25 protein-coding genes, 2 pseudogenes and 1 riboswitch are annotated in these 26,754 nt (G+C 73.4%); of the genes and pseudogenes, 13 read left to right on the forward strand and 14 right to left on the reverse strand.

Annotated elements, in window-relative coordinates; genetic code table 11:
• The first annotated feature begins 111 nt into the window (after nucleotides 1-111).
• The 4 genes from ACZ3UD_RS19935 to ACZ3UD_RS19950 all read left to right on the forward strand — a co-directional run bounded on the left by ACZ3UD_RS19935 (nucleotide 112) and on the right by ACZ3UD_RS19950 (nucleotide 4,705).
• Entirely contained in the window at nucleotides 112-2,043 is a 1,932-nt protein-coding gene (locus ACZ3UD_RS19935) for a putative Ig domain-containing protein (protein WP_465589219.1), read from the forward strand.
• A gap of 325 nt (nucleotides 2,044-2,368) precedes the next feature.
• Complete coding sequence (locus tag ACZ3UD_RS19940; protein ID WP_465588980.1) at nucleotides 2,369-3,238, forward strand: hypothetical protein; 870 nt, start codon at nucleotides 2,369-2,371, stop codon at nucleotides 3,236-3,238.
• Between the two features lie 77 nt (nucleotides 3,239-3,315).
• Nucleotides 3,316-3,519 carry a hypothetical protein gene (locus ACZ3UD_RS19945; protein WP_465588983.1) on the forward strand — a complete coding sequence of 68 codons (204 nt, stop codon included), beginning with the start codon at nucleotides 3,316-3,318 and terminating at the stop codon, nucleotides 3,517-3,519.
• Nucleotides 3,520-3,868: 349 nt separating this feature from the next.
• On the forward strand, nucleotides 3,869-4,705 hold the full coding sequence (locus ACZ3UD_RS19950; RefSeq protein WP_465588986.1) for a DUF4389 domain-containing protein: 837 nt from the start codon (nucleotides 3,869-3,871) through the stop codon (nucleotides 4,703-4,705).
• 83 nt (nucleotides 4,706-4,788) lie between these two features.
• Here ACZ3UD_RS19950 and ACZ3UD_RS19955 read toward each other — a convergent pair whose 3' ends face one another.
• Nucleotides 4,789-5,235 carry an anthrone oxygenase family protein gene (locus tag ACZ3UD_RS19955; protein ID WP_465588989.1) on the reverse strand — a complete coding sequence of 149 codons (447 nt, stop codon included), beginning with the start codon at nucleotides 5,233-5,235 and terminating at the stop codon, nucleotides 4,789-4,791.
• 91 nt (nucleotides 5,236-5,326) lie between these two features.
• Between ACZ3UD_RS19955 and ACZ3UD_RS19960 the strand changes: the two genes are divergently transcribed.
• The 5 genes from ACZ3UD_RS19960 (at nucleotide 5,327) to ACZ3UD_RS19980 (ending at nucleotide 9,188) form a co-directional block, all read left to right on the forward strand.
• Complete coding sequence (locus tag ACZ3UD_RS19960; protein WP_465588992.1) at nucleotides 5,327-5,905, forward strand: TetR/AcrR family transcriptional regulator; 579 nt, start codon at nucleotides 5,327-5,329, stop codon at nucleotides 5,903-5,905.
• 513 nt (nucleotides 5,906-6,418) lie between these two features.
• Nucleotides 6,419-7,042 carry a dihydrofolate reductase family protein gene (locus tag ACZ3UD_RS19965; protein WP_465588995.1) on the forward strand — a complete coding sequence of 208 codons (624 nt, stop codon included), beginning with the start codon at nucleotides 6,419-6,421 and terminating at the stop codon, nucleotides 7,040-7,042.
• A 295-nt stretch (nucleotides 7,043-7,337) separates the two neighbouring features.
• On the forward strand, nucleotides 7,338-7,766 hold the full coding sequence (locus ACZ3UD_RS19970) for an SRPBCC family protein (protein WP_465588998.1): 429 nt from the start codon (nucleotides 7,338-7,340) through the stop codon (nucleotides 7,764-7,766).
• A 135-nt stretch (nucleotides 7,767-7,901) separates the two neighbouring features.
• On the forward strand, nucleotides 7,902-8,342 hold the full coding sequence (locus tag ACZ3UD_RS19975) for a VOC family protein (RefSeq protein ID WP_465589001.1): 441 nt from the start codon (nucleotides 7,902-7,904) through the stop codon (nucleotides 8,340-8,342).
• A 147-nt stretch (nucleotides 8,343-8,489) separates the two neighbouring features.
• Nucleotides 8,490-9,188, forward strand: a complete 699-nt coding sequence (locus tag ACZ3UD_RS19980; RefSeq protein WP_465589004.1) for a hypothetical protein — start codon at nucleotides 8,490-8,492, stop codon at nucleotides 9,186-9,188.
• Nucleotides 9,189-9,663: 475 nt separating this feature from the next.
• Here the strand turns inward: ACZ3UD_RS19980 and ACZ3UD_RS19985 are convergent, their stop codons facing one another.
• The 5 genes from ACZ3UD_RS19985 to ACZ3UD_RS20005 all read right to left on the reverse strand — a co-directional run bounded on the left by ACZ3UD_RS19985 (nucleotide 9,664) and on the right by ACZ3UD_RS20005 (nucleotide 13,578).
• A complete protein-coding gene (locus ACZ3UD_RS19985; protein ID WP_465589222.1) occupies nucleotides 9,664-10,281 on the reverse strand; it encodes an alpha/beta fold hydrolase in 618 nt (205 codons plus the stop codon).
• Nucleotides 10,254-10,490 (reverse strand): alpha/beta fold hydrolase, encoded by a 237-nt coding sequence (locus ACZ3UD_RS19990; RefSeq protein ID WP_465589252.1) that lies wholly within the window; start codon nucleotides 10,488-10,490, stop codon nucleotides 10,254-10,256. Before ACZ3UD_RS19990 ends, ACZ3UD_RS19985 begins: the two co-directional genes overlap by 28 nt.
• Nucleotides 10,491-10,721: 231 nt before the next feature.
• The gene (locus ACZ3UD_RS19995) at nucleotides 10,722-11,519 is read right to left on the reverse strand and encodes a class I SAM-dependent methyltransferase (RefSeq protein ID WP_465589007.1); all 798 of its coding nucleotides are present in this window, start codon (nucleotides 11,517-11,519) and stop codon (nucleotides 10,722-10,724) included.
• A 186-nt stretch (nucleotides 11,520-11,705) separates the two neighbouring features.
• Nucleotides 11,706-12,608: an NADP-dependent oxidoreductase gene (locus tag ACZ3UD_RS20000; RefSeq protein ID WP_465589010.1), complete on the reverse strand. Its 903-nt coding sequence runs from the start codon at nucleotides 12,606-12,608 to the stop codon at nucleotides 11,706-11,708.
• A gap of 139 nt (nucleotides 12,609-12,747) precedes the next feature.
• The gene (locus ACZ3UD_RS20005; RefSeq protein WP_465589012.1) at nucleotides 12,748-13,578 is read right to left on the reverse strand and encodes an SDR family NAD(P)-dependent oxidoreductase; all 831 of its coding nucleotides are present in this window, start codon (nucleotides 13,576-13,578) and stop codon (nucleotides 12,748-12,750) included.
• 168 nt (nucleotides 13,579-13,746) lie between these two features.
• Here ACZ3UD_RS20005 and ACZ3UD_RS20010 point away from each other — a divergent pair, with 168 nt between their 5' ends.
• The 4 genes and pseudogenes from ACZ3UD_RS20010 to ACZ3UD_RS20025 all read left to right on the forward strand — a co-directional run.
• Entirely contained in the window at nucleotides 13,747-14,172 is a 426-nt protein-coding gene (locus ACZ3UD_RS20010; protein WP_465589015.1) for a hypothetical protein, read from the forward strand.
• A 233-nt stretch (nucleotides 14,173-14,405) separates the two neighbouring features.
• Nucleotides 14,406-14,531, forward strand: a pseudogene (locus tag ACZ3UD_RS20015) (IS3 family transposase); the annotation flags it as partial.
• Between the two features lie 12 nt (nucleotides 14,532-14,543).
• A complete protein-coding gene (locus tag ACZ3UD_RS20020) occupies nucleotides 14,544-14,933 on the forward strand; it encodes a DDE-type integrase/transposase/recombinase (RefSeq protein ID WP_465589225.1) in 390 nt (129 codons plus the stop codon).
• Nucleotides 14,900-15,181: pseudogene (locus ACZ3UD_RS20025) on the forward strand (IS30 family transposase); the annotation flags it as partial. The gene ACZ3UD_RS20020 and the pseudogene ACZ3UD_RS20025, both read left to right, overlap by 34 nt.
• On the opposite strand, the gene ACZ3UD_RS20030 reads toward ACZ3UD_RS20025, so the two are convergent.
• From ACZ3UD_RS20030 to ACZ3UD_RS20065, 8 genes are all read right to left on the reverse strand, one after another.
• Nucleotides 15,125-15,697, reverse strand: coding sequence for an adenosylcobinamide amidohydrolase (locus tag ACZ3UD_RS20030; RefSeq protein ID WP_465589018.1), 573 nt, complete (start codon nucleotides 15,695-15,697; stop codon nucleotides 15,125-15,127). The pseudogene ACZ3UD_RS20025 and the gene ACZ3UD_RS20030 overlap by 57 nt on opposite strands.
• A 106-nt stretch (nucleotides 15,698-15,803) precedes the next feature.
• On the reverse strand, nucleotides 15,804-18,119 hold the full coding sequence (metE, locus tag ACZ3UD_RS20035; RefSeq protein WP_465589021.1) for a 5-methyltetrahydropteroyltriglutamate--homocysteine S-methyltransferase: 2,316 nt from the start codon (nucleotides 18,117-18,119) through the stop codon (nucleotides 15,804-15,806).
• Nucleotides 18,120-18,272: 153 nt separating this feature from the next.
• Nucleotides 18,273-18,498: riboswitch (cobalamin riboswitch) on the reverse strand.
• Nucleotides 18,499-18,564: 66 nt separating this feature from the next.
• Nucleotides 18,565-18,882: a hypothetical protein gene (locus tag ACZ3UD_RS20040; RefSeq protein WP_465589023.1), complete on the reverse strand. Its 318-nt coding sequence runs from the start codon at nucleotides 18,880-18,882 to the stop codon at nucleotides 18,565-18,567.
• A gap of 19 nt (nucleotides 18,883-18,901) precedes the next feature.
• A complete protein-coding gene (locus ACZ3UD_RS20045; RefSeq protein ID WP_465589026.1) occupies nucleotides 18,902-19,750 on the reverse strand; it encodes an ECF transporter S component in 849 nt (282 codons plus the stop codon).
• Nucleotides 19,747-21,390: an ABC transporter ATP-binding protein gene (locus ACZ3UD_RS20050; RefSeq protein WP_465589029.1), complete on the reverse strand. Its 1,644-nt coding sequence runs from the start codon at nucleotides 21,388-21,390 to the stop codon at nucleotides 19,747-19,749. The genes ACZ3UD_RS20045 and ACZ3UD_RS20050 overlap by 4 nt, the downstream gene beginning before the upstream one ends.
• The gene (locus tag ACZ3UD_RS20055; protein ID WP_465589228.1) at nucleotides 21,387-22,610 is read right to left on the reverse strand and encodes a CbiQ family ECF transporter T component; all 1,224 of its coding nucleotides are present in this window, start codon (nucleotides 22,608-22,610) and stop codon (nucleotides 21,387-21,389) included. The genes ACZ3UD_RS20050 and ACZ3UD_RS20055 overlap by 4 nt, the downstream gene beginning before the upstream one ends.
• A 10-nt stretch (nucleotides 22,611-22,620) precedes the next feature.
• Nucleotides 22,621-23,787 carry a hypothetical protein gene (locus ACZ3UD_RS20060; protein ID WP_465589031.1) on the reverse strand — a complete coding sequence of 389 codons (1,167 nt, stop codon included), beginning with the start codon at nucleotides 23,785-23,787 and terminating at the stop codon, nucleotides 22,621-22,623.
• Nucleotides 23,784-26,642 (reverse strand): prenyltransferase/squalene oxidase repeat-containing protein, encoded by a 2,859-nt coding sequence (locus ACZ3UD_RS20065; protein WP_465589034.1) that lies wholly within the window; start codon nucleotides 26,640-26,642, stop codon nucleotides 23,784-23,786. The genes ACZ3UD_RS20060 and ACZ3UD_RS20065 overlap by 4 nt, the downstream gene beginning before the upstream one ends.
• Between the last annotated feature and the right edge of the window lie 112 nt (nucleotides 26,643-26,754).

Genomic DNA, 26,754 nt, shown 5'->3' on the forward strand with positions numbered 1-26,754 from the left:
ATGCCCAGGGCCCGACCCCCACATGGGAGGGCTCCGTTGCACACCTTTCTTTGCTCCACCCGGCGGCACGGCGGACTCCGTGCCACCGCCTCGACGCTCGCGGTCGGTGCCGTGGTGGCCGCCGGCCTCGCCGTCGCGGCGCCGGCCGACGCCGTGACCAGCACGTCCGGCTCCGGCGTCAAGCACGTGTGCGCCAAGCCGACCGAGCGTCACCAGATGGCCTGCGACGCCCTGGTGCGCACCGACGTCGTCCAGCCGCACGCGTTCTCGCTCAGCGCGGTCTCGCCGAACGCGACGCCGTCCGGCTTCGGCCCGAGCGACCTGCAGAGCGCCTACGGCCTGTCGGCCAACGGCGGCGCCGGTCAGACCGTCGCCATCGTCGACGCCCAGGACGACCCCAGCGCCGAGTCCGACCTGGCGACCTACCGCACGCAGTACGGGCTGCCCGCGTGCACCACCGCCAACGGCTGCTTCAAGAAGATCGACCAGAACGGCGGCACCAGCTACCCGACCGCCGACAGCGGCTGGGCGGGCGAGATCTCCCTCGACCTCGACATGGTCTCCGCCGTCGCCCCGAACGCCCACATCCTGCTGGTCGAGGCCAACTCGGCGACCATGGCCGACCTCGGCGCCTCGGTGAACCAGGCCGTCGCCCAGGGCGCCAAGTTCGTCTCCAACAGCTACGGCGGCGCCGAGGACTCGACCGACACCGCCTCGGACAGCCAGTACTTCAACCACCCCGGTGTGGCGATCACCGTCTCCTCGGGCGACTCCGGGTACGGCGCCCAGTACCCGGCCGCCTCCCAGTACGTCACCGCCGTGGGCGGTACCTCGCTCACCCGCGACTCCAGCGCCCGCGGCTGGAGTGAGTCCGTCTGGGGCTCCAGCTCGGGCGGCAACGGCGCCGGCTCCGGCTGCTCCGCCTACGACTCCAAGCCGAGCTGGCAGACTGACAGCGGTTGCGCCAACCGCACCATCGCGGACGTGTCGGCGGTCGCCGACCCGGCGACCGGCGTCGCGGTCTACCAGACCTACGGCGGCAGCGGCTGGGCCGTCTACGGCGGCACCAGCGCGTCCTCCCCGATCATCGCCGCCGTCTACGCCGACGCCGGCACCCCGGGCGCCGGCGACGTCCCGGCCAAGTACCCGTACCAGAACGCCGGTTCGCTGAACGACGTGACCAGCGGCGCCAACGGCACCTGCTCGCCGAGCTACCTGTGCACGGCCGGCTCCGGCTACGACGGCCCGACCGGCCTCGGCACCCCCAACGGCCTGACGGCGTTCAAGAGCGGCGGCGGCAGCACCGGCAACACCGTCACCGTCACCAACCCGGGCAGCCAGAGCGGCACCGTCGGCACCGCCGTCTCGCTGCAGATCGGCGCCACCGACTCCGCCACCGGCCAGACCCTGACCTACAGCGCCAGCGGCCTGCCCGCCGGACTGTCCATCAACTCCGGCACCGGCCTGATCACCGGCACGCCGTCCACGGCCGGGACCTACAACGTGACGGTCACCGCGAAGGACACCACCAAAGCCTCCGGCTCCACCTCCTTCACCTGGACGGTCTCCACCTCGGGCGGCGGCAGCTGCGTCGGCGGTGGCCAGCTGCTCGGAAACCCCGGCTTCGAGACCGGTAGCGCCTCGCCCTGGACCGCGACGGCGGGCGTGATCGACAACTCCGCCAGCGAGCCGGCCCACTCCGGCTCCTGGAAGGCCTGGCTGGACGGCTACGGCAGCGCCCACACCGACACCCTGAGCCAGACCGTCAGGATCCCGGCCGGCTGCAAGGCCAGCTTCTCCTTCTGGCTGCACATCGACACTGCCGAGACCGGCACGACGGCCTACGACAAGCTCACCGTCCAGGCCAACTCCACCACCCTGGCCACGTTCTCCAACGTCAACGCGGCCAACGGCTACACCCTGCGCACCTACGACCTCTCCTCCCTCGCCGGCCAGAGCGTCACCCTCAAGTTCACCGGCACCGAGGACGCCTCCCTCCAGACCAGCTTCGTGATCGACGACACCGCCCTCAACGCCTCCTGACCCTCGTCTCACACCCCCGTGGGGCCGCAGCCGCGCTGCGGCCCCACGGGCACGCCGTGTTCGTCCGCGGTTCCGCTGCCCCCTCGCTATGCCCCCTCGCGGGTCGGACGGGAATCCCTAACGGCGAATGAATGCTACTGACGCGCAATCATTTTTCTCATGAAAATCACTGTGCCGGCTCGCCCGCCGTTGAATAACAATTCGCTCTCGGGGCTTTCCGATTTTCCCCCCGGGTCCTACGCTGCGGCGCGTGTCGATATTCCGAAGGCTCCGTGCTTCCGGTCCGCGAGTGCGGACGGAACTCGATGACGTCCAACTCGGCCGCGTGCGGCGACAATTGAATTCCATCGGGCGGCTGGGGCCGGACGACATCCAGGTCGACCAGGTCGAGCGGCTGCTTCAGGAGGCCGGCACCGACTGGGACCGCCGCGGGCACCGCTTCGCTGTGCTCGCCGAAGCCGCCGCGCCGTCGACGTTCGCCCGCTCCTGGCGTCTGCGCCGCCCGCGCAGCGCGGACCCGCTGGTCTTCGACGCGTGGGTCGAGCTGGTCCGCGGCCGCCAGGCCGGGGGCATGGCGGACGCCCGGGCGTCCGCCGAGTGCTGCTACCGCGCCGCCGACGCCCTTCCCGCCGATCCGGCGCCCTGGGTGGTACTGCTCGGGATCCTGCGCCTGATGCGGGCCGAGTCGCGCGAGCTGTTCGCCGTCTGGGCCGAGGTGACCGCGCGCGATCCCTGGAACCGCGAGGCCTACCTGCAGATGCTGCGCTACCTGTCGCCGGAGGAGTGCGGCTCGCGCAGCAGCCAGCTGGACTTCGTGGACACGCTCCGCGCCTCGGTGCCGCCGGCCGCGCCGGTCGTGGGCGTCGAGCTGACGGCTCTGGTCGACGAGCACGCCCGCACGACGGCGAAGGGCGGCGTCGAGGCGCTGATGGCCCGCCGCCAGTGGACGCAGATCCGGGCCGCCGGCGCACTGGACACCGCACTGGCCACCTGGCCCCGCCAGGGCCGCCTGCGCCACGCGGCGGCCCTGGCCGACCTCAACCTGCTCGCCTACGCTGCGGTCCAGGCCGGCCGCGTGCGCGAGGCCGATGACACCTTCCGCATGATCGGTGACACCGTCACCGCGTGGCCGTGGTCGCTCGACGGCGACCCGCTCCAGCAGTTCGTGTACTGGCAGGCCAAGGCTCTGATCTGAGGCGCACCTGAAGGCCGTCGAACCCACCGTCGTTCGGCGGCCTCGCCCGATCGCGATCCTTCCGGGAGGATTCGGCGATGCACGCACCCCAACGCCGCGCGCTGATCCGCCGCGAATTGCGGGCACGCCCTGGCGAGGTCGCGACGCTCGCTATCGCGTCCCCGCTTCGTGAGGTGCCGTTCGGCGACGACGACTCTCCCCGCGACGCGGTGGGTCCGGGCCACCTGCCGCTCGGCTCCGACCGGACGGGACCGTCGCCGCACTGCGTCGTCGGCCGCTGACGGTGGACGCCGAGTTCGCGGTTCGGGCCTCTGCTCCCGGTCTGGACCGCCCGGGTCGTCCGCGCCGATCTCCTGCGCGGCGCCGGCCAGGCGAGGCCTCCCAGGCCCCCCGGTGGCCTGACGGATCGTCAGGCCGGCATTCGCGGAGCCCGCGCGCCGAGCGGGCGGCGCCTTCCGAGGTCTGCCTCGGGACGCCCGCAGGTCGGGGTGGCCGGGCCGTCCCGCATCTGCCGGCTGACCCGTCCGGCGCAGCGTGGCGCGCGGGGCGGGCGGGGTGCTGCGATCTTCGGAGGGCGCCCGGCCGCGCCCGACCGCCGGGTCCCGTCGTCCCGAGACCGTGGAGGCCCGGATGTGGCAGGCACCCCCCGCCCCCGTCAGTCGTGAGTGGCTCCCGGTGCTGGACATGCCGGCTCCCGGACCACAGAACCGCTGGACGGTGCTGCTGCGCGCCCTGCTGCTGATCCCCCAGTTCGTGGTGGTGTGGGTGCTGTCGGTGGTGGCGTTCTTCGTCGCCGTCATCGGCTGGTTCGGAGCACTGGTGCTCGGCAGGCTGCCCGGCTTCGTGGCGGACTACCTGACCGCGTTCCTCCCGTACGACACCCGCGTCGCCGCGTACCTGATGCTCACCGTGGACCGCTACCCGCCGTTCCGGTTCGCGGCTCCCGAGTACCCGGTGCAGGTCGGGCTGCGCCCGGGCGAGCTGAACCGGCTCGCCGTCCTGTTCCGCATCGTCCTCGTCATCCCGGCCTCGATCGTGCAGGGCTTGGTGAACGCCGGGTGGTGGATGGTGTCGTTCATCAGCTGGCTCGTGGTGCTGGTCCTCGGCCGGATGCCGCAGCCGCTGTACGAGGCGACGACCGCGATCCTGCGCTACCGGATGCGCTACACCGCCTACCTGGTGATGCTCTCCTCCGCCTACCCCAAGCGCCTGTTCGGAGAGGAGCCGGGAAGCGAGCCGGACGGTCCGGTGTCGGCCACCCGCCCGCTCGTCCTGAGCGGCGCCGGGCGCGGCCTGCTCGTCGTCTTCATCCTCCTCGGCCTGGTCTCCTGGGCGACGAGTTCGATCCGCGCGTCGGTGAACTCGGGTGACGACGACGGCGGCACCAACCCGACCCGGCACGTCATCGCACCCCTCGTGCCGGGCCCCGCCGACCGCGCGCCGCAGAGCCCGCTCGGCCGGTCGTAGGTGCTCGGTGCGGTGACCGCGGCGGTCTGCGTCGGCGTGCTGTGCCATGCGAAGGGGAGGGCGATCGTCGTGCTCGTGCGGGCTCAGGCGAGGGCGGCGACCAGCACGGCGAAGGCGGCGATGAGGACGGCGACGCGGGCGTAGTGGAAGCGGTCCCAGCGCTTCGACTGCTGCTTCCAGTCGGCGGGCCGGTTCTCAGCGGTCCACGTCTTGCTCCGGTTGTTGATCGGGACGAGCAGCAGGACCGACATGATCACGCTGACGGCCAGCAGTGCGCCGGCGGTGACGGCGAGGCCGGTGCCGTGGTGGTGCCGTCCTGCGATGGCCCAGACCGCGACGAGGACGAGCGAGGTGATGTACCAGACCGGCATCACGGCGCCGAGCATCCGTCCCCCGTGGGCGCGGGCGCTCAGGCAGCTGTCGTCCGGGAGGCCGTAGAGGATCGGATTGATGACGAAGGCGACGGAGAACTCCACCCCCACCATCACGCCGACGGACACGGTGGTGAAGACCTCGAGTGCGTTGAGCATGATGATCCCTCCTGGGATCTAGCGCTGCTAGATGATGAGCTAACGCTAGTACTGCTGCCGCTTGATTGTCTAGCGATGCTAGGATCGAATCATGTCGGTACAAGAACGCAAGCAACGCGAACGGGCGGAGCGCGAACGCCTCATCGTGGCGACGGCCCGCGAACTCGCCGAGCGGCAGGGCTGGGACGCGGTCACCACCCGCCGCCTCGCCGAGCGCATCGAATACAGCCAGCCCGTCCTCTACAGCCACTTCCGCGGCAAGCGCGAGATCATCGGCGCCGTCGCCCTCCAAGGCGCCACCGAAATGGCCGCGGCGCTGCGGGCCGCGGCCTGCGCTGCGGACGGCCCTCGCGCCCGGGTCGCCGCCCTCGCCCGCACCTACCTCGAATTCGCCGCACGCAACCCAGCGGTCTACGACGCCCTGTTCCAGCTCGACGGCGGCCTGGCGTTCGCACACGAGGACACCCCAGAACCCCTGAAGGACGCCTTCGCCGCCCTGCTGGAGAACCTCAGCGAGGTCGCCGGCGACGGCGTCCACCCGGGATTGTTCACCGAGACGTTCTGGGCGGCCCTGCACGGACTGGCCACCCTGACCCGGGCGCGACGGCTCCCGCCGGAGGACGCCGAACGCAGGGTGGAGCTGCTGGTGGACCGGCTCGCCATCGTCTGACACACCGCCCCGGCGGGCACGCAGCCGGGGCCCCGGATCCCAGACGGGCACCCGCCCCGCAGGCTGCGGTGATCATTGATCACGACCCGATACGCGCCCTGGTCGAGCCCCCGCGATCGCCGATAGACCTCAGGGCGGCTCCGGCCGGCGATGCGTCACTGAAGTCGGTATCGATCCGGCCGGACGCCGTAGCAGGTGGCCACAGGCCGTGAAGAGCCGACCCCGTGATGCGTGTGCACCGCCGGCTGGGTCGAGGTTCGGACGGGAATGTCGGACCGCACGCGGCCACCGGTGCGGCGACGTCCACGTCGCCGCGGTCGGTGCCGAACGCGTGGCGCGACCGGATCGCGGCGCGGACGAACCGGGCGGGCCGGACGGGGTCCGGTGCTCTATCGTGAGCCGCAGTGCCGGTGCGGCGTCCCGGCCGGGTGGCGTCTCCGGGCACGGGCCGCGCGCTCCACGACCGGCCGGCGGGTGCTCCGTGAGGAATCTGCGAGGAATCGGGAGTAAGTGATGGGCCTCATCGACATCGAGCTGTTCACGACCCTCGACCTCGTCGGGCAGGCGCCCGGCGGCCCCGACGAGGACCCGGCCGGGTTCCCGTACGGCGGCTGGCAGGCGCCGCTGATCGACGAGGCCACCGGGGCGCAGATCCTCGCCGCGTACGAGGGCACCGACGCCCTCCTGCTGGGCCGGCGCACGTACGACATCTTCGCCGCCTACTGGCCGCACCAGAAGGAGGGCGAGATCGCCGAGCTCTTCAACCGCGTCCCGAAGTACGTGGCCTCCCGGGGCACGCCCGACCTCCCCTGGGCAAACTCCACCCGGCTCGGCCCGGACCTCGCCGCCGCGGTGCGCGAGGTCCGCGACCGGCACGAGCACGTGAAGGTTGTCGGAAGCCTGGACCTCGTCCAGACCCTCCTGCGGGAGAAGCTCTTCGACCGGCTCGACCTCTGGGTGCACCCGATCACGCTCGGCGTCGGCAAGAAGGTCTTCGACGGCGGCGCGGTGCCCACCAACCTCACCCTCCTCCAGCCCCCGACGGCCGGCCCCCAGGGCACCGTCTACCTGCGCTACGGACTCGCCGACGGCACCCCCCGGACGGGCGACATGAGCGCGCCCGACCGCGGCCTCTGACACACCGGCCGACGGCTGGCGGCTGACGGCTGATCGCGGGCGGATGCCCGCCGCTGACCTGCTGGTATTCTTCTCGTCGCGAGGGAGATGATTCCTCCTCAGGCGTCAGCGGTGCTACCAGAGCACGTCCTACTTTCAGTAGGAAGAGTCCGTGCGACCCGGGCCTGGCGCTCCACTGTCGGACGAGGTCCGGTACTCACTCGGGTGCCGGGCCTCGTTCGCGTTCACCGGTTGCCGCCGCACGGCGCACGGCGCAGATTGGCGGGGACGCCGTCTACGCGGAGAGGTGCGGGCGATGAGCACGGTGGTGGAGTCGATCGACGTGGACGTGCCCGTCCGCGCCGTCTACGACCGGTGGGCGACCTTCGAGGAATTCCCGAAGTTCATGGACGGCGTGGAGGAGGTCCGGCAGCTGGACGACCGCCACGCCCGCTGGAGGACCAGGATCGCCGGACTGTCCCGGGAGTTCGAGACCGAGGTCGTCGAGCGGGTGCCCGACGAGCGGGTCGCCTGGCGCACCACCGGGAAGAGCGTGAAGCACACCGGCACGGTCGACTTCGAGCCGCTCGGCCCGGACCGGACCCGGGTGAGGATGACCATGGACTTCCAGCCCACCGGTCTGGCCGAGAAGGCCGCCGACAAGCTGGGCGTGCTTGGCGTCCAGGTGCGCGGGGACCTGCGCCGCTTCAAGCGGTTCGTCGAGGACGCCGCCGGGTCCGCGTAGCCGCGCGGTCGCGCCCGGCCGGTGCGCCCGGCCGGGCCGTGCCGGGAAGCCTGCGGATGTCGAGGGCGGCCGGTCGGCTCCGTTCCGGGGGTGGATGCGGCTACCGTGGCCGTGCCGCGAAGGAGGTTCTCCGGTATGGCGATCCAGCGTATGGACAACGTCCTCATCGTCGTCGACGACCTTGAGGCCGTCGTCGCGTTCTTCGTCGAGCTCGGCATGGAGCTGGAGGGCAAGGGGCCGCTCGAATGGCGGGGGGCGGAGCGTGTGATCGGGCTCGACGACGTCCGGCAGGACGTCGCGATGCTGCGGGTCCCGAACGGCCCCGGGCGGGTGGAGCTGGCGAGGTTCCACCGGCCGAAGGCCATCGCCCCCGAGCCGAGGGACGCGCCGGCGAACACGCTCGGCCTTCGTCGCGTCATGTTCGCCGTCGACGACATCGAGGACGTCGTCGCCCGGCTGCGGGCCCTGGGTGCCGAACTCGTCGGCGAGATCGTGCGGTACGAGGACGTCTACCGGCTCTGTTACGTCCGCGGCCCCGAGGGCATCGTCGTCGGACTGGCCGAGCAGCTGGGCTGACGGCCGTCGCCCGGGGCTGCCGTGCGGCCGGCCGACTCGGCGTCCGGACGCAGTGTGAGAATCCGACGATCCATGGGACGTCGGCGAACTCCGGTGGCATGCTGTGACCTTGGTCCGACCACCGTACCGACCCCAGGGGAACCACCCATGCCGCTGTTCGGCAATCGCAAGAACCTTCCGAAGCCGCTGTGCGACGAGCACGGCCCGTGCAAGGCGCTGGCCGGGATCTCCGTCTTCGAGGTCCGGGGCCGGCTGCGGCTCCTGTTCGCCCCGACCCGTTCCCTGGGGCCCGACCCCCTGGCCCGGCAGATCGACGACGAGCTGTCGGTCGTCCTGTGCGTGGACGGCGGCAAGCGGGGCGGGAAGACCGAGGCCCTGTCGATAGCCGAGCACGCCGCCGACCAGTGGAGCATCAGCCGGGCCGAGCTCTGGGAGAAGGCCTTCGCCAACCTGGCCACCGAGCGGCTCAACCGACAGTCCTTCAACGCGACGAACGGCGACGTCCTCTACGCCGTCAACGGGACCGGGGTGTGGCCGGGCGCCGCCCAGGCCCTGCGCCTGGAGAACGCCCTGGGCGGGGCTGAGCTGCCGTACGGCGCCCTGGTCACCCTGCCGACGAACAACGCGTTCTGCGCGGCGCCGATCCGCACCGGTTCTTCGCTGAACGCGATCCGCTTCATGATCGACCTGTCGAAGCAGCTCCAGGTCAACGATCCGGCCCCGCTGACCTCGTCGATCTTCTGGTACCGGGACGGCTGGCTGGAGAACCTGAACGTCGGCGACAACGGCATGATGCGGCCGTCCGCCCGCTTCCGGGAGATGGCGAACGCCCTGCCCTCCGCGTGACCCGGGCCGGGCGGTCGGCCCCGCGCGGGGCTCCGCCGTGATCGACGTCCGTGGGCGGCCCGCTGACCTGCTAGTATTCTTCTCGTCGCGAGGGAGATGATTCCTCGTCAGGCGTCAGCGGTGCTACCAGAGCACGTCCTACTTTCAGTAGGAAGAGTCCGTGCGACCCGGGCCTGGCGCTCCACTGTCGGACGAGGTCCGGTACCCACTCGGGTGCCGGGCCTCGTTCGCGTTCTCGGATCGTCCGGGCCACCGAGGCCGCGCTCGCCACCACCTGATGCCGGGTCGCCGGCCGACCACGTTCGGGTCGCTCGCCCCCGCCGGACGCCCCTGACGGCCGGCCCGGCGGGCCGGTGTCAGTGGCCCGCGCTACGCTCCCCGGACCCTGAGGAAACACCGGAGGGCCGCCCCTGGAATTCGCCTACGGGAGGTGGCCCTCCGGCTCCGGCGGCCGGCAGTCGGACCGGAAATGCCCTCAGCCGAGGAAGGCGAGGACGCGCTCGGTCACTTCTTCCGGCGCCTCGGCGAAAGGGAAGTGGCCCACGCCCGGGAGCAGGGCGCCGTCCGAACCGGCCGGCAGCAGCCGGAGCAGGTCCGCCAGGGCTTCCTCGTCCATCACCGGGTCCTCGCTCCCGTGGAGGTAGAGGGTCGGCCGGGCCGGGAACTCGGCGAGCAGCACGCCCATCTCCCACCGGTCGGTGCCGAAGGTCGCGGCCGGGAAGTTCTGGCGGTAGAGCCCGAGGCCCGAGCGCAGGTTCTCGGGTGCGCGCAGGGCGTTCTTGCCGGCCTCGCGGTACTCGGTAGTGTCGGGCCCGGAGTCGGCGGAGCCGCTCCAGTGCTGCCAGAGCCAGTCCAGGCAGGCGAAGTCGTCGACCGGTACGAGCTGGTCGGCCACGCCCATCTGGAAGAAGTAGAAGTGGCTGTTCTTGTGGATCTGCACGGGGTCGGCGGCCTTGCGCTCGTAGAACCGCGGCGGCGGGACGTCGGCGACCACGATCTTCGACCACCGCTCCGGCGCGTGCACCGAGGCTCCCCAGGTGGTGAACCCGCCCCAGTCGTGCCCGGTCAGGACGGCGCTCCCGTCGCCGTCCAGGGCCTCGTGCGGGCGTTGGCGTCGGCGATCGGGTCGGCCATCCGCATGCTGCCGTCCGCCGGGACCGCGCTCGGCGCGAAGCCGCGCATGTACGGGGCGACGGCCCGGTAGCAGGCGGCGGCGAGGGCCGGCATCAGGTGGCGGAACATGTCCGGGGTCTGCGGAAAGCCGTGCAGCAGCAGGGCCAGCGGGCCCTCGCCCTGTTCCACGTAGGCGAAGTCGATGCCGTTCGCGGGTGATGCGCTGGATGTCCACGGGTCCCTTCCCCTGTTTCGGCCCCGACCCGCGCCGGAGGCGGGCAGGCCGGGGCGTCGCCCGCCCCAGGACTCGACTGGAACGAACGCTCTAGTGGGGTAAACGTAGCACGCACTGGAACGAACGCTCTATCTAGTTCGGGGCGATGGGGGCGGGCGCGACTGCGCTCCCGCGTTGACGGCGCGTCAGCGGGTTACGGTCACCACGAGCGCGCTGAGCGGGCCCTCGACCGGGCCGGGGCCGAAGCGGTCGGCGATCGCCGCCGTGACCGTCCGGGTCACCTCGTCCAGGGTGTGCGCGCCCCGGGCCTCGATCTCGGTGCGCAGCGGGGTGCCCTGGCACAGGGCCGTCGCCACGTCCTGCGCCGAGTCGGCGCGGCCGCGCTCGGCGACGGTCTCGATCCGCGGGGTGGTCGTGAAGCCGGCGTCCGCCAGGTCGCGGGCGATCGTGGCGGGGTCGTGGTAGCCGTAGGGGACACGGCTCAGGAAGTCGGGCGGGTCCGCGGGGAAGAGCCCGGCGGCCGTCGCCTCGATCACCGCGATGAAGCCGTTCGCCGCAGCGGGCTCCCACACGTTGAACAGCAGGACGCCGCCGGGGCGCAGCACCCGCCGGGCCTCGCCGAAGGCGCGCGGGCGGTCGGGGAAGAACATGGCCCCGAACTGGCAGACCACGGCGTCGCAGCTGCCGTCCGGGAACGGCAGCGCCATGGCGTCCGCCTCGGTCCAGCGCACGGGGCGGTCAAGCGGCAGGGCCTGCGCGCGGTCGAGCATCGGCCGGCTGAGGTCGGTCGCGGTGATCCGGGTGTCCGGCGGCAGGACGGCGGCCAGCTCGCGGGTGAGCGCGCCGGTGCCGGCGGCGGTCTCGATCACGTCCCGGGGGTGGAGCCCGGCCAGGCGCCGCGCCAGGTCCCGGGCGTAGGGGCGGAAGAGCAGCGGGACGAGGTACCGCTCGTAGACGTCGGGGATCGCGCCTTCGAAGGACATGCCGTCGTGCCTCTCGTCGCATCGCGGCGGGGCCGGGCCACCCGCCGCGGGGCCCGTCCGCCGTGCCCGGTGGTGTGAGTGTGGCACGCCCGCGCGCTCCCGGCCCGGCCGCGGCGCTGCGGGGGCGATCGGGCCGGGGGTCGTGGTCCGGGGTGCCGGGGGCCGGGGTGCCGGGGCCGGGTGGTGTCAGTCGACCAGGAGGACGAGCTTGCCGCGGACGTGGCCCTGTTCGCTGACCCGGTGTGCCTCGGCGGCCTCGGCGAGAGGGAAGGTGCGGGCGACGGGCAGGGAGAAGCGCCCGGTGGTGATCAGTTCGGCGACGGCGTCGAGCGCGTGGAGCGCGCGGTCGTCCCCGCCGCTGCTGAAGGTGACCCCGTGTTCCCGGGCCCCGGCGTAGTCGGCGATGGTGACGACGTGTCCGGCGCCGCCGGCCAGGTCGATGAGCTCGGGGAGGACGCCGCTGCCGGCGGCGTCCAGCGCGGCGTGGACGCCGTCGGGCGCGAGCGAGCGGACCCGGTCGACGAGGCCCTCGCCGTAGGTGACGGGTTCGGCGCCCAGGGAGCGCAGGTACTCGTGGTTGGCCGCGCTCGCCGTGCCGATCACGCGTGCGCCGCGGGCCGCGGCGAGCTGGACCGCGGCGCTGCCGACGCCTCCGGAGGCGCCGTTGACGAGCAGGGTGGTGCCGCCGGCCACGCCGAGCAGGTCGAGCGTGCGGGTAGCCGTCTCGACGGCGGTGGGCAGCCCGGCGGCTTCGGCGAACCCGAGCGAGGGCGGGATCGGCGCGTAGGAGGCCAGCACCGCCAGCTCGGCCTGGCCCGCGCCGGCGGCGGAGTGGCCGTAGACGCGGTCGCCGACGGCCACGTCCGTGACGCCCTCGCCGAGCTCGTCGACGGTGCCGGCCGCCTCCAGGCCCAGGGTCTGCGGGAGGTCCCCGCCCATCAGGCCCCGGCGCTTCTTCCAGTCGAGCGGGTTGACGCCGGCCGCGTGCACCGCGATCCGGACCTGGCCGGGGCCCGGATGCGGATCGGGGAGGTCGGCGACCTCCAGGACCTCCGGGCCCCCGAACCGGCGGAAGAGGACTGCCTTCATCGTGCGCTCCTGTCCCGGCCGGGTCGCTCCTGAGCGGTGTGGTGGCCCTGAGCGATGTGGTCGGCCGGTCGACGGTGGGTCCGTTCCAGGCTGCGGGAAGCGGGGGCTTCCGGCACGTCGACCCGGGCGTCCCGGGCGCTCAGGCGGAGGGGCCGCGGGGTGCTATCCGGTGGCCGAAGGGCACGGTGCCCGGGTCCAGGGCGGTGGCGCCGCCGTCGACCGTGAGGGTCGCGCCGTTGACGAAGGAGGCGGCCGGCGACAGCAGCCAGGCGATGGCCTCGGCGACCTCGCGCGGATCGGCGGGACGACCCGCGGGCAGCAGCCGGGTGGCCTCGGCGTAAGCCGCGTCCCGGCCGGCCTCGCCCTCGCCCAGCCGGGCCTCCTCGGCGAACCTGGTCATCCTGCGGTCGGCCATCTCGGTGCGCACCCAGCTGGGGCACACCGTGTTGGCCCGCAGCCCCTGAGCGCCGTAGTCGACCGCCAGTGAGCTGCACAGCTGCAGCAGGGCCGCCTTGGACGCGGCGTAGGCGGCGTAGGCGGCGTTGCCCGTGCCGTTGCGCAGCGCCGAGACGGAGGCGACGGCGACGACGGCGCCGCGGGCCCGCAGCAGGTGCGGCAGGGCGGCCCGCATCGTCAGGAACGGGCCGGTGAGGTTGGTGCGCAGCACCAGGTCCCAGTCCTCGTCGGTGATGTCGCCGACGCCGCCGCGACCGACCCCGGCGTTGACGACCAGTCCGTCGAGGCGCCCGTAGCGGGCGACGACGCTCTCCACGAGGCCGCGCACGGCGTCGGGGTCGGTCGTGTCGGCGGGGTGCGCCAGCGCTCCCGTCTCCCGGGCGACGCGGTCGAGCGGCTCGCCGCGGCGCCCGGAGACGACGACCTCGTCACCGCGCTCCCGCAACAGCCGCGCCGTCGCCGCTCCGATGCCCGTCCCGCCCCCGGTCACGATCACAACGCGCTGCTCCGCCATGGGCTTCCCCTCCGATCGACCACCAGCCACCCCTGACGCTCCAGCAGTATCACAGGCGTACGACAGGTCATGGCCCGCGAGTGCGCCGTCGACCCTAGGCTGGCGTCGGCACCGGGCGCACGGCCCGGCGCACACACCATCCGGGTGGACCGCGTGAGCGTGGTACGCGTGCGGCGACGTGAGTACACCTTGAGCCCGTGGCCGTGGCGGGTGATGTCCTGGGTCCGGGTGCCCGAGGGGCCGGAGTTCACCCTGTACGACGTGGTCCAGCTGCACGGCGTCGAGGTGCACGGCACGCCGGAGGACGCCGCCCGCTGGAAGGTGGCCCACGACGCCTACCAGGACCTGCCGCGCCACGCCGAGGACGTCGTGCGGCACGCCCACGGCGTGCGCTGCAAGGCCGGCTTCATGGTGGACCACCGTTCGGTGCGGCTGCGCCGCTACGACCTGATGCCCGGGCGCGGGGCCCGCTCCCGGCGGCTGTTCGCCGAGTGCGAGGCCTTCATGCGCAGGGCCGAGGAGGCCTACCGGCCGCTGCTGGAGGAGATCGAGGAGCGCCTCGCGCAGGGGTGGTCCGCCGCGGGCCCGGCCTGACGCCGTCCGGGCCGGGGCTCGGCCGCGGGCCCGAATGGTTGGCACGCCGTGCGAATCACCCGTCCCGCGATCCCCTCCCCGGGACGGTCCATCAGCCGGGACGGGCGACCGGTGACGCTCCTCGCACCTGTACGTCATGCGACTGATCCGCGCGGGCCGGTGTTCCCCGGGACACCGGGCCCGGGCGGCCGCGTCGCGGAGGCCGGGAAAACCACGCGTCCGCCCGGCAGGTCTACAACGCCAACTACCGTGTCTACGGGGCCCGGAAGAACTGGCGGGAGCTTGGCCGGAAAGGCCGAGCGGTGGCCCGCTGCACCGTCGAACGCCTCATGCGCGAACTCGGCATCACCGGTGCTGTCCGCGGCAAGAAGGTGATCACTACCATCGCGGACCCGGGCGCCGAACGCGCCCCGGATCTCGTCGACCGGCAGTTCGTCGCCACCGCGCCGAACCGCTGCCGGGTCGCCGACTTCACACACATCGCCACCTGGGCCGGAGTCGTCTACGTCGCCTTCGTCGTGGACACCTTCTCCCGTCGCATCGTCGGCTGGTCGGCCGCGATCTCCAAGGAGACCCGGCTTGTCCTGGATGCGCTGGACATGGCGCTGTGGCAGCGTGACCGCGGCGGATTCCCCTACCAGCGAGGCGAGTTGATACATCACTCGGATGCCGGGTGGGTGGGTGGATTCAACTGGTCGTCGCAACACCTCGATTGTGGAGGTGTCGGATGGGGCGGCCCGCGGGGTGGACGACGAAGGTGACGGGACGTCCGGCGATGCGGTCGCCGGGCCGGCCGCCGGTGCGTCGGGACGTGGAGCGCGCGTTCTGGTTGAGGATCGCCGAAGGACTCACGAGCGAGGATGCCGCGCTGGCGTGCGGCGTGTCCGGGCCGGTCGGTTCGCGATGGTTCCGCGATCGTGGCGGGATGCCTTCGATCCAGCTCAGTCCGCTGTCAGGTCGGTGTCTGTCGTTCGCCGAGCGCGAGGAGATCGCCCTCGACCGCGGTCGCCAGCAGGTTGACCAGCCCGGCGTCCGAGACCCGGGCGGGAACGGCGGCCAGGATGTTGATCGTGTCGGGCCGGTAGCCGCCGGACGGCTCCGCCGTGTCGGACCGGTCGGGTTCGGCCGCCCAGACCGGCACGCCGATCCCGGTCGTGACCACCGCGCTCACACCGCTGTCCGCGGCCCAGGCGAAGTCGTCGACCTCGGCCGCGGTCATCAAGCCGACGCCCGTGCCGGTGAGGTCCTGCGCGGCGGCGAGGGCCGCGAGGTGGTCCGCCGGGTCCATCCGCGCGTACCCGGGGCGCACCTGGGCGTTGAGCACCCACCCCCGGTCCCCGAGCCCGCCGCCGAGCACCGCACTGCTGACCATCCGCCAGCCCGGACCGGCTCGCCACACCAGCAGATGCAGGCACGCCCCGTCCTCGACCCGGGCCTCGTACTCCCGCTCCGGGAGAACCACCAGGACCTCTCCGTTGATACGGACACGGCGCGGTGCCGGCCTCCTACTCACCAATGACCCCATCCGTCGAGATGGTGACTCGCGCCGCCGACGGACTCGGCGTCGGCGGCGCGGGTCACCGTGGCGGACGCGGCACGTGCGCACGCTCTGTCCGCCTCGCACGGGCGTCTCAGCCGGCGAGTTCCTCGCGCAGGCGGCGGGCGGCGGCGACCAGGCTGTCCAGGGAGGCGCGGGTCTCGGGCCAGCCGCGGGTCTTCAGGCCGCAGTCGGGGTTGACCCAGAGGCGTTCGGCCGGGATCGCGGCGAGGCCGGCGCGCAGCAGCGAGACGACCTCGTCGGTGCCCGGGACGCGCGGGGAGTGGATGTCCCAGACGCCGGGGCCGACCTCGCGCGGGTAGCCGGCCTCGGCGAGCTCCCCGGCGACCTCCATGTGCGAGCGGGTGGCCTCCAGCGAGATGACGTCCGCGTCGAGCTCGTCGATGGCCTTCATGATCGCGCCGAACTCGGCGTAGCACATGTGGGTGTGGATCTGGGTGTCGGCGCGGACGCCGGAGGTGGCCAGGCGGAAGGCCTCGGTGGCCCAGTCCAGGTAGGCCGGGCGGTCGGCGGCGCGCAGCGGCAGGGTCTCGCGCAGCGCCGGCTCGTCGACCTGGACGACGGCCGCGCCGGCCGCCTCCAGGTCGGTGACCTCGTCGCGCAGGGCGAGGGCGACCTGCCGGGCGGTGTCGGCGAGCGGCTGGTCGTCGCGGACGAACGACCAGGCCAGCATGGTGACCGGGCCGGTGAGCATGCCCTTGACCGGCCGACCGGTCAGCCCCTGCGCGTAGCGGAACCAGTCCACGGTCATCGGGTGCGGGCGGGAGATGTCCCCGGCGAGGACCGGCGGGCGGACGTAGCGGGTGCCGTAGGACTGGACCCAGCCGTGCCGGGTGGCCAGGTAGCCGGTGAGCTGCTCGGCGAAGTACTGGACCATGTCGTTGCGCTCGGGCTCACCGTGCACCAGGACGTCCAGCCCGGCCTTCTCCTGGTAGGCGACGACCTCGCGGACCTCGGCCTCCATCCGCTCCCGGTAGCCGGCCGCGTCGATCCGGCCGGCCGTCAGGTCGGCGCGGGCCACCCGCAGTTCGGTGGTCTGCGGGAAGGAGCCGATGGTGGTGGTCGGCAGCAGCGGCAGGCCGAGCCGGGCGCGCTGGGCCTCGGCCCGTACGGGGTAGGGCTGGGCGCGGCGGGCGTCGTCCGCGGTGACGGCGGCGGCGCGGGCCCGCACGGCCGGGTCGCGGGTGATCGGGGAGCCGGCCCGGGAGGCCAGGTCGGCCCGGTTGGCGGCGAGTTCGGCGGTGATCGCACCGGTGCCCTCGCGCAGGCCGCGGGCGAGTAGTGCCGCCTCGGTGGCCTTCTGCCGGGCGAAGGCCAGCCAGCGGGCGATCTGCGGGTCGATGTCGCGCTCGGCGGCGGCGTCGACCGGCACGTGCAGCAGGGAGCAGGACGGCGCGACGTCGACCCGGTCGGCGAGGCCGAGCAGGGTCGCCAGGGTCGACAGTGACTTCTCCAGGTCGTTGATCCAGATGTTGCGGCCGTCGATCACGCCGGCCACCAGGCGCTTGCCGGTCAGGCCGCCGACGGCGGCGAGGTCGGAGAGGTTGGCCGCGGCCGGTCCGGTGAAGTCCAGCGCCAGGCCCTCCACCGGGGCCTTGGCGAGCACCGGCAGGGCGGCGCCGAGCCGGTCGAAGTAGCTCGCGACCAGCAGCTGCGGCCGGTCGGTGAGGGCGCCCAGGTCGCGGTAGGCGCGGGCGGCGGCGTTCAGCTCGGCCGGGGTGCGGTCCTGGACCAGGGCGGGCTCATCCAGCTGGACCCACTCGGCGCCGGCCGCCTTCAGGGCCGCGAGCAGCTCCGCGTAGACCGGCAGCAGCCGGTCCAGCAGGGTGAGCGGCTGGAAGTCCTCGGCGACGCCGGGCGCGGGCTTGGCGAGCAGCAGGTAGGTGACCGGTCCGACCAGCACCGGCCGGGCGGTGTGGCCGAGCGCGAGGGCCTCCGCGAGCTCGCCGACCGCCTTGGCGGGGTTCGCCGCGAAGGCCGTGTCGGGGCCCAACTCCGGCACCAGGTAGTGGTAGTTGGTGTCGAACCACTTGGTCATCTCCAGCGGCGCCAACTCCTGGGTGCCGCGAGCCATGGCGAAGTAGCCGTCCAGCGGGTCGGCCTCGACCGCGGCCCGGTGGCGGGCGGGGATCGCGCCGACGGCCACCGAGGCGTCCAGCACGTGGTCGTAGAAGGAGAAGTCGCCGGTCGGCACCTCCCGGACCCCGGCCTCGGCGAGCTGCGCCCAGTTCTCCCGGCGCAGGTCGGCCGCGGTGGCCAGCAGCGCCTCGGCGGTGACCGCGCCCTTCCAGTAGCCCTCGATCGCCTTCTTGAGCTCCCGGCCCTGGCCCTGGCGGGGGTAGCCGTACACGGTGGCCACGGTTGTTGTGGCTGCGGACTTCGTCGTCAAGGGACTCTCCTTCGCGAGCCTGATTCCTGATCCTCGGGACGGGACGAAGGCGCGAAGGGGTGACGAACCGGGCGGCCGCCCGCACGCATATGCGGCTCCGCCTGGTGTGGTCGCCGACCCGCCCTCGAGGTCACCGGATTGCCGCGCGCGAACGGTCGCGCACGGGCAGTGGCAGGTCTTCGGACTCGCGGGCACACCCACCCTGGTTCCAGGGCGGACACCTACTGGCCGTCGCTTCCCAGACCCGACCCGGGTCCAGTGCGTATGACGGCGGTCGTTCCCGCTCACCGCTGCGGGGCAGTCCCGGATTCCCACCGGGTTCCCTCTTACGACGCGCCTGCCTGGCGGACAGGGCGAACCAGCTGCACGGCCAGCTTAGGGGCAGGACGGTGGGAGCTGAACAGCGAATCACTCAAGTTGTCCGGATACTGAGACGGCGTCGACGTCAGGACCGGGCGGAGGGCTCCGTGGCACGCGGTAGCGCCTCGCGGATGTCAGCGAGCAGTTCGGGCAGGCCTCGCCCGGGGCCAAGCTGTTTCTCCACCCGCTCGACCTGGTCGGCGGGGATGCTCGACAGCACACGTTCGGCTTCGCTCAGCAACTCTCGGCTCCGGTGGAGGTCCAGCTTCATCCGGGAAACCTGGGCCTGTTGTCCGCCCAGCTGGCGGCGGGCGGACTCCAGGCCCGCGTGCTGTTGCGGTGTCAGGACGACGATCTCCGCGCCGTCCATCGTCATCGTCCTGGGTTTGTCGGCCTTGGGCACGGTGGTGGACCTTTCGGAATCAGGAGGGCGCCGCTCCGGCCGGCCATGCGGCGTGTTCCTGAGCGGGTGGGGCGTCGGAGCCGTCCGCAGCCTCGAAACGGACCGAGGGCTCGAAGTTGGCGCGCCGGGCCGCGCGGCGGAAGACGGTCAGCACAGCTGGCCCGACGACGAGCACGGCGGTGAAGGTGGTGACGGCGCGGCCGGTGTCCCAGCCGAGCGAGGTGGCGAGGTCGAAGAGCAGGTAGCGGTGCCACTGCTCGGTGAAGGGCAGGCCGGGGAGGTAGGCGATCGAGCTGTTCGGGTCGGTCGAGAACGGCCAGAAGGAGAGGTTGAGCAGGAAGCCGAACAGGTAGCCGGAGAATGCCCCGTAGGCGGCCAGCATCGGCACCTCCCAGCGGCGCCGGGCCGGCGGGAGCAGCCCGGCGAGCATGCCGACGAAGGCGCAGCCGAACATCTGGTAGGGCATCCAGGGGCCGACTCCGCCGGTGAGCAGAGCGGAGGCGAAGAGCGAGGTGCACCCGAGGGTGAAGCCGAAGCCTGGGCCGAAGACGCGGCCGGCGAGGACGAGGATGAAGAAGACGGTCTCCACCCCGGCGGTGCCGGCGCCGAGGGGTCGGAGTCCGGCGTTGACGGCCGAGAGGACACCGAGCATGGCGAGGGCCTTGGCGTCGATGCCGCCGGCCGAGATCTCGGCGATGACGACGGCGAGGACCAGGACGAGCAGCGCGCCGAAGATCAGGGGCGGGGCGTAGGAAGAGCCGAACGTCCCTGGGGCGACGACGAACGGCCAGGTGAAGGCGACCAGGCCGATGAAGGCGGCCAGGGCGACGACGACGCGGGCCCGGCCGGGGATGCGGACGGCGGTCACCGGGCGGCCTCCGCCACCGCGAGGACCTCGGCCACCTGCCGGGTTGTCAGGTAGTCCAATGGGGCGAGGATTTTGGCGGTCTGCGGGGCGAAGGTGGGCGAGGCGACGATGACCTCGGCGGTGGGGCCGTCGGCGACGATCTCGCCCTCGGCCATCACGACCACGCGGTCGGCGGCGGAGGCGACGAACTCGACGTCGTGGGTGGAGACGACGACCGTACGGCCTTCGGCGGCGAGGGCGTCCACGATGCCGGTGAGTGCTTCCTTTGCGTGGTAGTCGAGCCCCCGGGTGGGTTCGTCCAGCAGCACGACCCTTGGTGCGGCGGCCAGTTGGATCGCCAGGACGAGCGCCAGCTTCTGCCCCTCGGAGAGGTCCCGGGGGTGGGTGTCGTCGGGGATCCCGGGGGCGAGGCGGTCGAGGATCTGCCGTGCGGTCGGCCCGGCGGCGTGGCGGGCCTCCAGGTCGCTCTGGGCGAGCTCCTGGGCGACCGTCTCCAGGTACAGGAGGTCGGTGGGGGTCTGCGGGACGAGCCCGACCAGTTGCCGGGCCTGAGCCGCGGGGAGGCGCTTGGGGTCCTTGGCCGGGCCGCCCTCGACGCCGGTGACCTTCACGCTGCCGCCCTGGCGGGGTCCGGAGCCCTGGAGGGCCCACAGCAGCGAGGACTTGCCGGAGCCGTTGCGGCCCATCAGCGCGGTGACCTCGCCCGCCCGCAGTTCCAGCCCGACCTCACGGACGGCGGCCACCGGCCCGTAGCGCACCACGACCCGCTCGGCGGACAGTACGGTCTCCCCGGCCGCCGGTGCGCGACGCGGCGCCGGTGCCGGGCGTGCGGCCAGCCGTTCCCGCAGCGGTGCGGCGGCTCGGCGGGCGTCGCGGACGGACAGCGGCAGGGGCTCCCATCCGGCCAGGCGGCCGAGGTCGACGACGGGCGGTGCGATCGCGGTGGTCCGGAAGACCTCGGCGGGCGGCCCGTGCACGACGGTGCCGTCGCCGGGCAGGTAGGCGACCCGGTCGGCGTACTGGACGACGCGTTCCAGGCGGTGTTCGGCCAGCAGGACGGTGACGCCGAGGTCGTGGACGAGCCGGGTGATCGCGGCGAGCACCTCCTCGGCGGCGGTCGGGTCGAGTGCGGAGGTCGGCTCGTCCAGGACCAGGACGCGGGGGTGCGCGGTGAGCACCGAGCCGATGGCGACGCGCTGCTGCTGGCCGCCGGAGAGCTCGTACAGGGCGCGGTGGCGCAGGTCGGCCAAGCCGAGCAGGTCGAGGGTCTCCTCGACGCGCTTGCGCATGACCTCCGGCGGGATCGCCAACTGCTCCATGACGTAGGCCAGTTCCTCCTCCGCCGTGTCGGTGGTGAAGCCGGCCAGCGGGTCCTGGCCCACCACGCCGACCACGTCGGCGAGTTCGCGCGGCGGGTGGTGGGCGGTGTCGCGGCCGTCCACGGTGACCCGGCCGCGCAGGGTGCCGCCGGTGAAGTGCGGCACCAGGCCGTTGACGGCGCCGAGCAGGGTGGACTTGCCGACGCCGGTGCGGCCGACCACAAGGCAGAGCTCGCCCTCCGGGATGTGCAGGTCGATGTCGCGCAGGACGGGCGTGGTCTCGCCGTCGTACACCACGCTGACCCGGTCGAATCGGATCACGTGCTCACCTCGGAGGTCGTGCGGTCGGTGCTGACGCTGATGCTGGTCCGGCGGGCGTCGGTGGCGGTGTCGGTGGCCCGTTCGGGCGTACGGCCGGGCGGCGGGGAGACGATCCCGGCGGCGCCCGCCAGCAGCAGGGCGAGCACCGGGACGAGCGGCAGCGCCGGCCAGGTCAACGGGTACAGGGAGGGGTTGAGGTCGGTGGCGTCGTAGCCGACGGTGGCGAACAGTAGGACGGCGGCGGTCACCCCGCAGCCGGCGACCGCCCATTCGGCCGCCCGCCAGCGGTCCGGCCGGTACGTGGTGCGCCGCACCCGCCGCCCGCCGAGGACGAGGCCCGCCACGCAGAGAACGGCACCCGCGAGGAAGGCGGGCAGGCCGAGCGCGGCGGGGGCCGTTCCGTCCAGCAACCCGTACACCCCGGCGCACAGGCCGCACATGCCGAGCAGCATGAGCGCGCCGGTGAGCCGGCGAGAACGCCGGGAGGCGGTGCCGGAGCGCCCGTAGCCGCGCGAGTCCATCGCGGCGGCCAGGCTGAGCGAGCGTTCCAGCGCGTCCTCCAGGACCGGCACGACGATGCCGCGCAACGCGCGTATGCCCTTGCGCTGCCCGGCGCGCAACCGCCGTGCCCGGGCGACGCGTTGGACGCTCTGCACCAGCTGCGGCGCGACGCTCAGCGACACCGTGACGGCGACGCCGAGCTCGTACAGCGCGCCGGGCAGCACGCGCAAGGCACGCTTGGGGTTGGCAAGGGTGTTCGCCGCGCCGATGCAGCAGATCAGGCACGCCAGCCGCAGCCCGTCAAAGGCCGCGGAGAGCGTGGCCTCCAGCGAGACCGGGCCGCCTATCTGAATGCCTGCGTACCAGGCCGGGGTGGGGATGTGCGGCAGGGAGAAGAGCAGGTGGTCGTGCGGGGTGATGCCGGTGGCGAAGACGCAGCGGAACAGCACCCGGATCGCCACCACGGTGAGGGCGACCCACAGGTAGTAGGTGAACCCGCGCGCCCACGGGGCTTCGCTGCGGCGGGCGGTGACCACGTAGCCGAGCACGGCGAGGACGAGCAGGAGCAGCAGCGGGTTGGTGGTGCGGCTGGCCGCCGTCGCCAGGGCCAGCGCCCAAGTCCACCAGGCCAGCGGGTGCAGGTTCCGCGGACTGCGCCGGCCCCCCGCGCCCAGGCCGGGGACGCGCTGCGGGGAGGCCGTGCCGCGCTTGTCGAGCATGGTCACCGGATCACTCCGCCCGTCGCCGGCGGCGGCGCGCGGCGACCAGGGTGGCCACACCGAGCACCACGACGAGGATGGTTCCGAGTACGGCGGGGATCATCGAGCCGGAGTCGTGCGGTGCGTCCGCCACCGGGTCGGCGTTCACCACTCCTCCCGGTACGGCGGGGGTGGCCGTCGGCGCGGCCGCGGCCTCCGCCGTCTGTGGGGTCGGCTGATCGGTCGGGGTATCCGTCGGCGGCGTGGTGGGCGGGTCGACCGGCACCGGTGTGGCGGGCACCGGTGTGGGCTCGGGCGCGCCCGGCGGGGTGATGCCGTCCTCGGGGGTGCCGGCGGTGCCGGCCCCCGGCGGTGTGCCGGGCGCGGGCGGACGGGCTCCGCCCGCCGGGGGTTTGGCGGGGGCCGGGGCCCGGCCGGTCCCGGCGCCACCGCTCGTGCCGGTACCGCCGGTCGTGCCCGCCCCGCCCGTACTGCCGGTGCTGCCGTTCGAGCCGCTGCCGCCGGCCGTACCGGTGGCACCCGTCGAACCGCCGCTGGAGCCGCCAGAGCCTCCCGAGGCACCGCCGGAGCCGCCCGTGGTGCCCTGGCCGCCGGGGTCGGCCGGCTGCCCACCGGGGCTGGAGTTGTGCGCCCGGACGCTGTCCGGCGAGAAGGCCGGGCGCCCCGCGGTGCCCTCGATGTTCGTACCGCCGAAGATCCACAGGTCCACGCTGCCGGGCTTCGGCTGGTACAGCATCGCGCCGAGCTGGCTGTAAGACCACGTGTTCTGGCCCGGATCGGCGTGCCAGTACGACCAGTAGGCTGTGGCCGGGGGTGTCAGGACGCACTTCTCCTGGTCCGGCGTCGGGTACTGCTTGCCGCCCTGGAAGCCGCTGTAGCCGATCCGGCAGATGAACGCCGGACCGTCGTGCCCGGTTCCAGTGGTCTTCCAGCCGCCCTGGTTGAGCAGGGCGTAGCCGGTGGTCGGGGTGGTCCCGCAGGAGCGCAGCAGCGGGCCGCCCCACTTCCCGAAGTCCACCGCGAGTACGACCCCGGAGGTCGTGGTGCACTGATCCATCGGTAACGGCGCCGCAGCAGCCGGGGCCGCGCCCACGGCGACGCCGCCGAAGGCGAGCGCGAAGGTCAGCGCCGCCGCCCCGGACAGCCGGGCGAGCCGCTCACCGAGTCCGCGGCTCACCGGTGACGCCCCGGAGCGGCCGTGTTGCGGCGACGGGCGAGGATGACGGCCGCGGCGCCGAGGGCGGTCAGCAGACCGGCGCCCGTGGTCAGGGCCAGCGCCGGGGTACCGGTGCTGGCCAGGTTGCCGGAACCGGTCCGCGCCGCCACGCCCTCGGCGGGGGCACCGCCGCCTCCGGCCGGGGCATCGATGCCGTCGGCCGGCCAGGTGATCGGGCCGCCGCTGGTCGCGGGAGCGGCGGTGGACGAGGTGGACCCGGTGGGGGTGGGCGAGCCCGTCGGGCTCGGCGTGCCGGTCGGCGTGCCAGTGGGGGTCCCGGTCGGCGTGCCGGTGGGGGTCCCGGTCGGCGTGCCGGTCGGCGAGCCGGTCGGAGTGGGCGTCGGAGTCGGCGTGCCTCCGAGGTTCCTGGACAGCGTGCCGAAGGAGATCCCGGTGGCACCGCCGATCACCTGGGTGGACGCGCGGACGTCCGAGCCCTGCTGCCCGGCGGACGCGACGTTGAACCCGCCGTCGCCGTTCTGCTGGCCAGCGAGGAAGTCGAGCGCCTTGGCGATCTGCCCGCCGTAGGTGGCCTTGCGCAGCGTCATGCCCTGGACGGCGAGGGCAGCCGAGTTGGTCGAGTCGCCGGCCGCGCCGGGGAAGCCGCCGTCGGGCAGCTGCTGGGCGGCGAGCCAGGTGAGCCCCTTGTCGACGGCTCGGGCGGCCTCGTCGCCGGGGACGAGGGCGAGGGCCATGACGGCCATCGCGGTGCTGTCCACGTCGGAGTCGCCGGTGGCGGGGATCAGGCTCGGCCACGAACCGTCCGGGTGCTGGAGGCTCTTGAGGTAGGCGATCGCGGGAGCGGCGTTGGTGGAGTCCCCGGCCCGGAGCTGGGCGATGATGCCCAGCGACTGGGAGAACACCGAGGTCGCGTAAGTGTAGTTGCCGGGTGCCGCGCAGCCGGTGTTCTGGTCGGCCTTGACGCAGAGAGCTTGGGTGAGGGCGGCGATCAGGTCGTGGCCGCCGAAGGCTCGCGGGTTGCGGCCGACGATCTCGGCGAGCAGCGCCTCCTTGCCGATCGAGCCGCCGCCCGCGTACTCGGTGCCGACGGCGGTCCAGTCGTTGACGGTCCGCTCGTTTGGGTCCTTGCCCTGCTGGTCCAGGAAGTCGACGATCTTGCGCAGCGCGGCGTCATCGGTACCGGTCGCCGCGAGGGCGTAGGCCCCGTCGATGGTGAGGCCGAAGTCGGCGAAGGTCGGGAAGGCCTCGTAGTAGTGACCGCCGATCAGCCGGGCCGGATCGGTCAGGTAGGTGCTGCCCTTGCCCAGGTCGGGGGTGCGCCCGGTGGGCGGGGTCGGTGTCGTGGTGGCGCCGTCGGGGTTGTGCCGGACGGTGGTGAGGTCGGTCCCCGTCAGGGCCAGGATCGCCTGCTCGGTGGCGGCGGCGTCCGGGTCGGGGGTGGACGCGTCGGGCCCGAAGCCGCCGTCCTTGCCCTGTCGGGTGGCGAGCCAGGCCTTGGCGGTGGCCTGCCGGGCGCCCTGGCCGGTGGCCCGGAACGCCTGGGCGGCGCTCGCGGTGCTGACCGTGTCGCCGGGGGCACCGAGGTACGGGACGAAGGAGCCGTCGGCCTGCTGGCTCGCCGCGAGCTGGTCCGCGGCCTTCTTCGCCGTCGTCTCGTACCCGGGGGCCGTGCGCAGCGCGAGGACGGTGACGGCGGTGTTGAGCGGATCGGATTCGCAGTTGCCGCCGGCCACGATCATCGACCCGGCGATTCCACCGTCTGCGCACTGGAGGGCCGTGAAGCGGGCGAGGGCCGACGCGGGGGGCGCGACACCGGCACGCTGCAGGGCGATGACACCCAGCGCCTGGACCCAGGGCGAGGCCGCGCCGAGGAAGTCCCCGGTGGCGGTGCAGTTCCCGTTCTCCCCGGCCGCCGTGCAGACGTGGTCGGTCAGCGCGGCGATCAGGTCACGGCCGCCGAAGGAGCGGGGATCGCCACCGGTGCTCTCGGCGACGAGCGCCAGCAGTGCGGCGGCCCGCGAATCGGGCTTGCCGGTCGGGCCGTCGGGCAGGAGGAACGCGTCGGTATGGGCGGCGAGGAAGCCGACCAGCTGGCGGAGCGCCGGATCCTGGGTGCCGGCGGCGGCGAGCGCGATGGCGGTGAGGGCGGTCCGTGGGTAGTCCGGCCCCGGGGCGGCCCAGTTCTCCATGTGGTCGCCGCCGACGAGCTGCCCGACGAGCCAGGCGGCGGCAGTCGCCGCGTCGCCGGCGGCGGTCGGCGGGCCGGTCGGCGATGGGGTCGGGGTGACTGTGGGCGAGGGCGAGGGCGAGGGCGAGTTCGAAGGCGAGGGCGAGGAACTGCCGTACTTGGCCCGGACCGAGTCCGGGGTGAAGGTCGGTGCTCCACTGGTGCCGCCGATGTCGGTGCCGCCGTACACCCAGGCCTCGACCTCGCCGGGCTTGGGCTTCTGCGTGCCGGCGCCGAACTGGCTGTACGACCAGCTCTCTTGGCCGGGTGCGGCGATCCAGTACGACCAGTACGCGGTGGCCTGCGGGGTGTTGACGCACGGCTCCTCGGCCGGCGTCGGGTACTGGACGCCGCCGTTGAAGGTTCCGGTGCCCAGCCGACAGATGAAGGCCGGACCGTCGTGCTCGGTTCCGGTGGTGGTGAACCCCGCGGTGTGCAGCAGGTTCATCCCCGTCGTGGGGTGGGCGTCGCAGCCCCGGACGACACCGCCGCCCCAGTGGCTGAAATCGACCGCGACGATCGCGCCCGTCGTCGCGGTGCACTGCTCGATCGGGTCGGCGGCGGCGGTACCGGGGTGTCCGAGCAGGACCGTTCCGCAGGCGGCGGCCGCGACGGTTCCGGCGACCATCAGGGACGCGAGGTCCCGGTTTCTGTGACGTGTGCGACTGCTGCTGACCCTCACGACGACCCCCTCGTCGGTCGACGCGGGAGACCATGGCGCAGCCGACGGCCCCCCGGAG

The sequence above is a fragment of the Kitasatospora sp. NPDC023118 genome (genome assembly GCF_055560875.1).

What these genes read in the sequence shown, in the direction of transcription:
- ACZ3UD_RS20065 (WP_465589034.1), bottom strand. Translation starts at nt 26,642, where the DNA reads ATGGTCGCCGGAACCGTCGCGGCCGCCGCCTGCGGAACGGTCCTGCTC.
- ACZ3UD_RS19995 (WP_465589007.1), bottom strand. Translation starts at nt 11,519, where the DNA reads ATGTCCTTCGAAGGCGCGATCCCCGACGTCTACGAGCGGTACCTCGTC.
- ACZ3UD_RS19950 (WP_465588986.1), top strand. Translation starts at nt 3,869, where the DNA reads ATGTGGCAGGCACCCCCCGCCCCCGTCAGTCGTGAGTGGCTCCCGGTG.
- ACZ3UD_RS19975 (WP_465589001.1), top strand. Translation starts at nt 7,902, where the DNA reads ATGGCGATCCAGCGTATGGACAACGTCCTCATCGTCGTCGACGACCTT.
- ACZ3UD_RS19960 (WP_465588992.1), top strand. Translation starts at nt 5,327, where the DNA reads ATGTCGGTACAAGAACGCAAGCAACGCGAACGGGCGGAGCGCGAACGC.
- ACZ3UD_RS19955 (WP_465588989.1), bottom strand. Translation starts at nt 5,235, where the DNA reads ATGCTCAACGCACTCGAGGTCTTCACCACCGTGTCCGTCGGCGTGATG.
- ACZ3UD_RS19970 (WP_465588998.1), top strand. Translation starts at nt 7,338, where the DNA reads ATGAGCACGGTGGTGGAGTCGATCGACGTGGACGTGCCCGTCCGCGCC.
- ACZ3UD_RS20005 (WP_465589012.1), bottom strand. Translation starts at nt 13,578, where the DNA reads ATGGCGGAGCAGCGCGTTGTGATCGTGACCGGGGGCGGGACGGGCATC.
- ACZ3UD_RS19980 (WP_465589004.1), top strand. Translation starts at nt 8,490, where the DNA reads ATGCCGCTGTTCGGCAATCGCAAGAACCTTCCGAAGCCGCTGTGCGAC.
- ACZ3UD_RS19965 (WP_465588995.1), top strand. Translation starts at nt 6,419, where the DNA reads ATGGGCCTCATCGACATCGAGCTGTTCACGACCCTCGACCTCGTCGGG.
- ACZ3UD_RS20055 (WP_465589228.1), bottom strand. Translation starts at nt 22,610, where the DNA reads ATGCTCGACAAGCGCGGCACGGCCTCCCCGCAGCGCGTCCCCGGCCTG.
- ACZ3UD_RS20000 (WP_465589010.1), bottom strand. Translation starts at nt 12,608, where the DNA reads ATGAAGGCAGTCCTCTTCCGCCGGTTCGGGGGCCCGGAGGTCCTGGAG.
- ACZ3UD_RS20030 (WP_465589018.1), bottom strand. Translation starts at nt 15,697, where the DNA reads ATGGGGTCATTGGTGAGTAGGAGGCCGGCACCGCGCCGTGTCCGTATC.
- ACZ3UD_RS19945 (WP_465588983.1), top strand. Translation starts at nt 3,316, where the DNA reads ATGCACGCACCCCAACGCCGCGCGCTGATCCGCCGCGAATTGCGGGCA.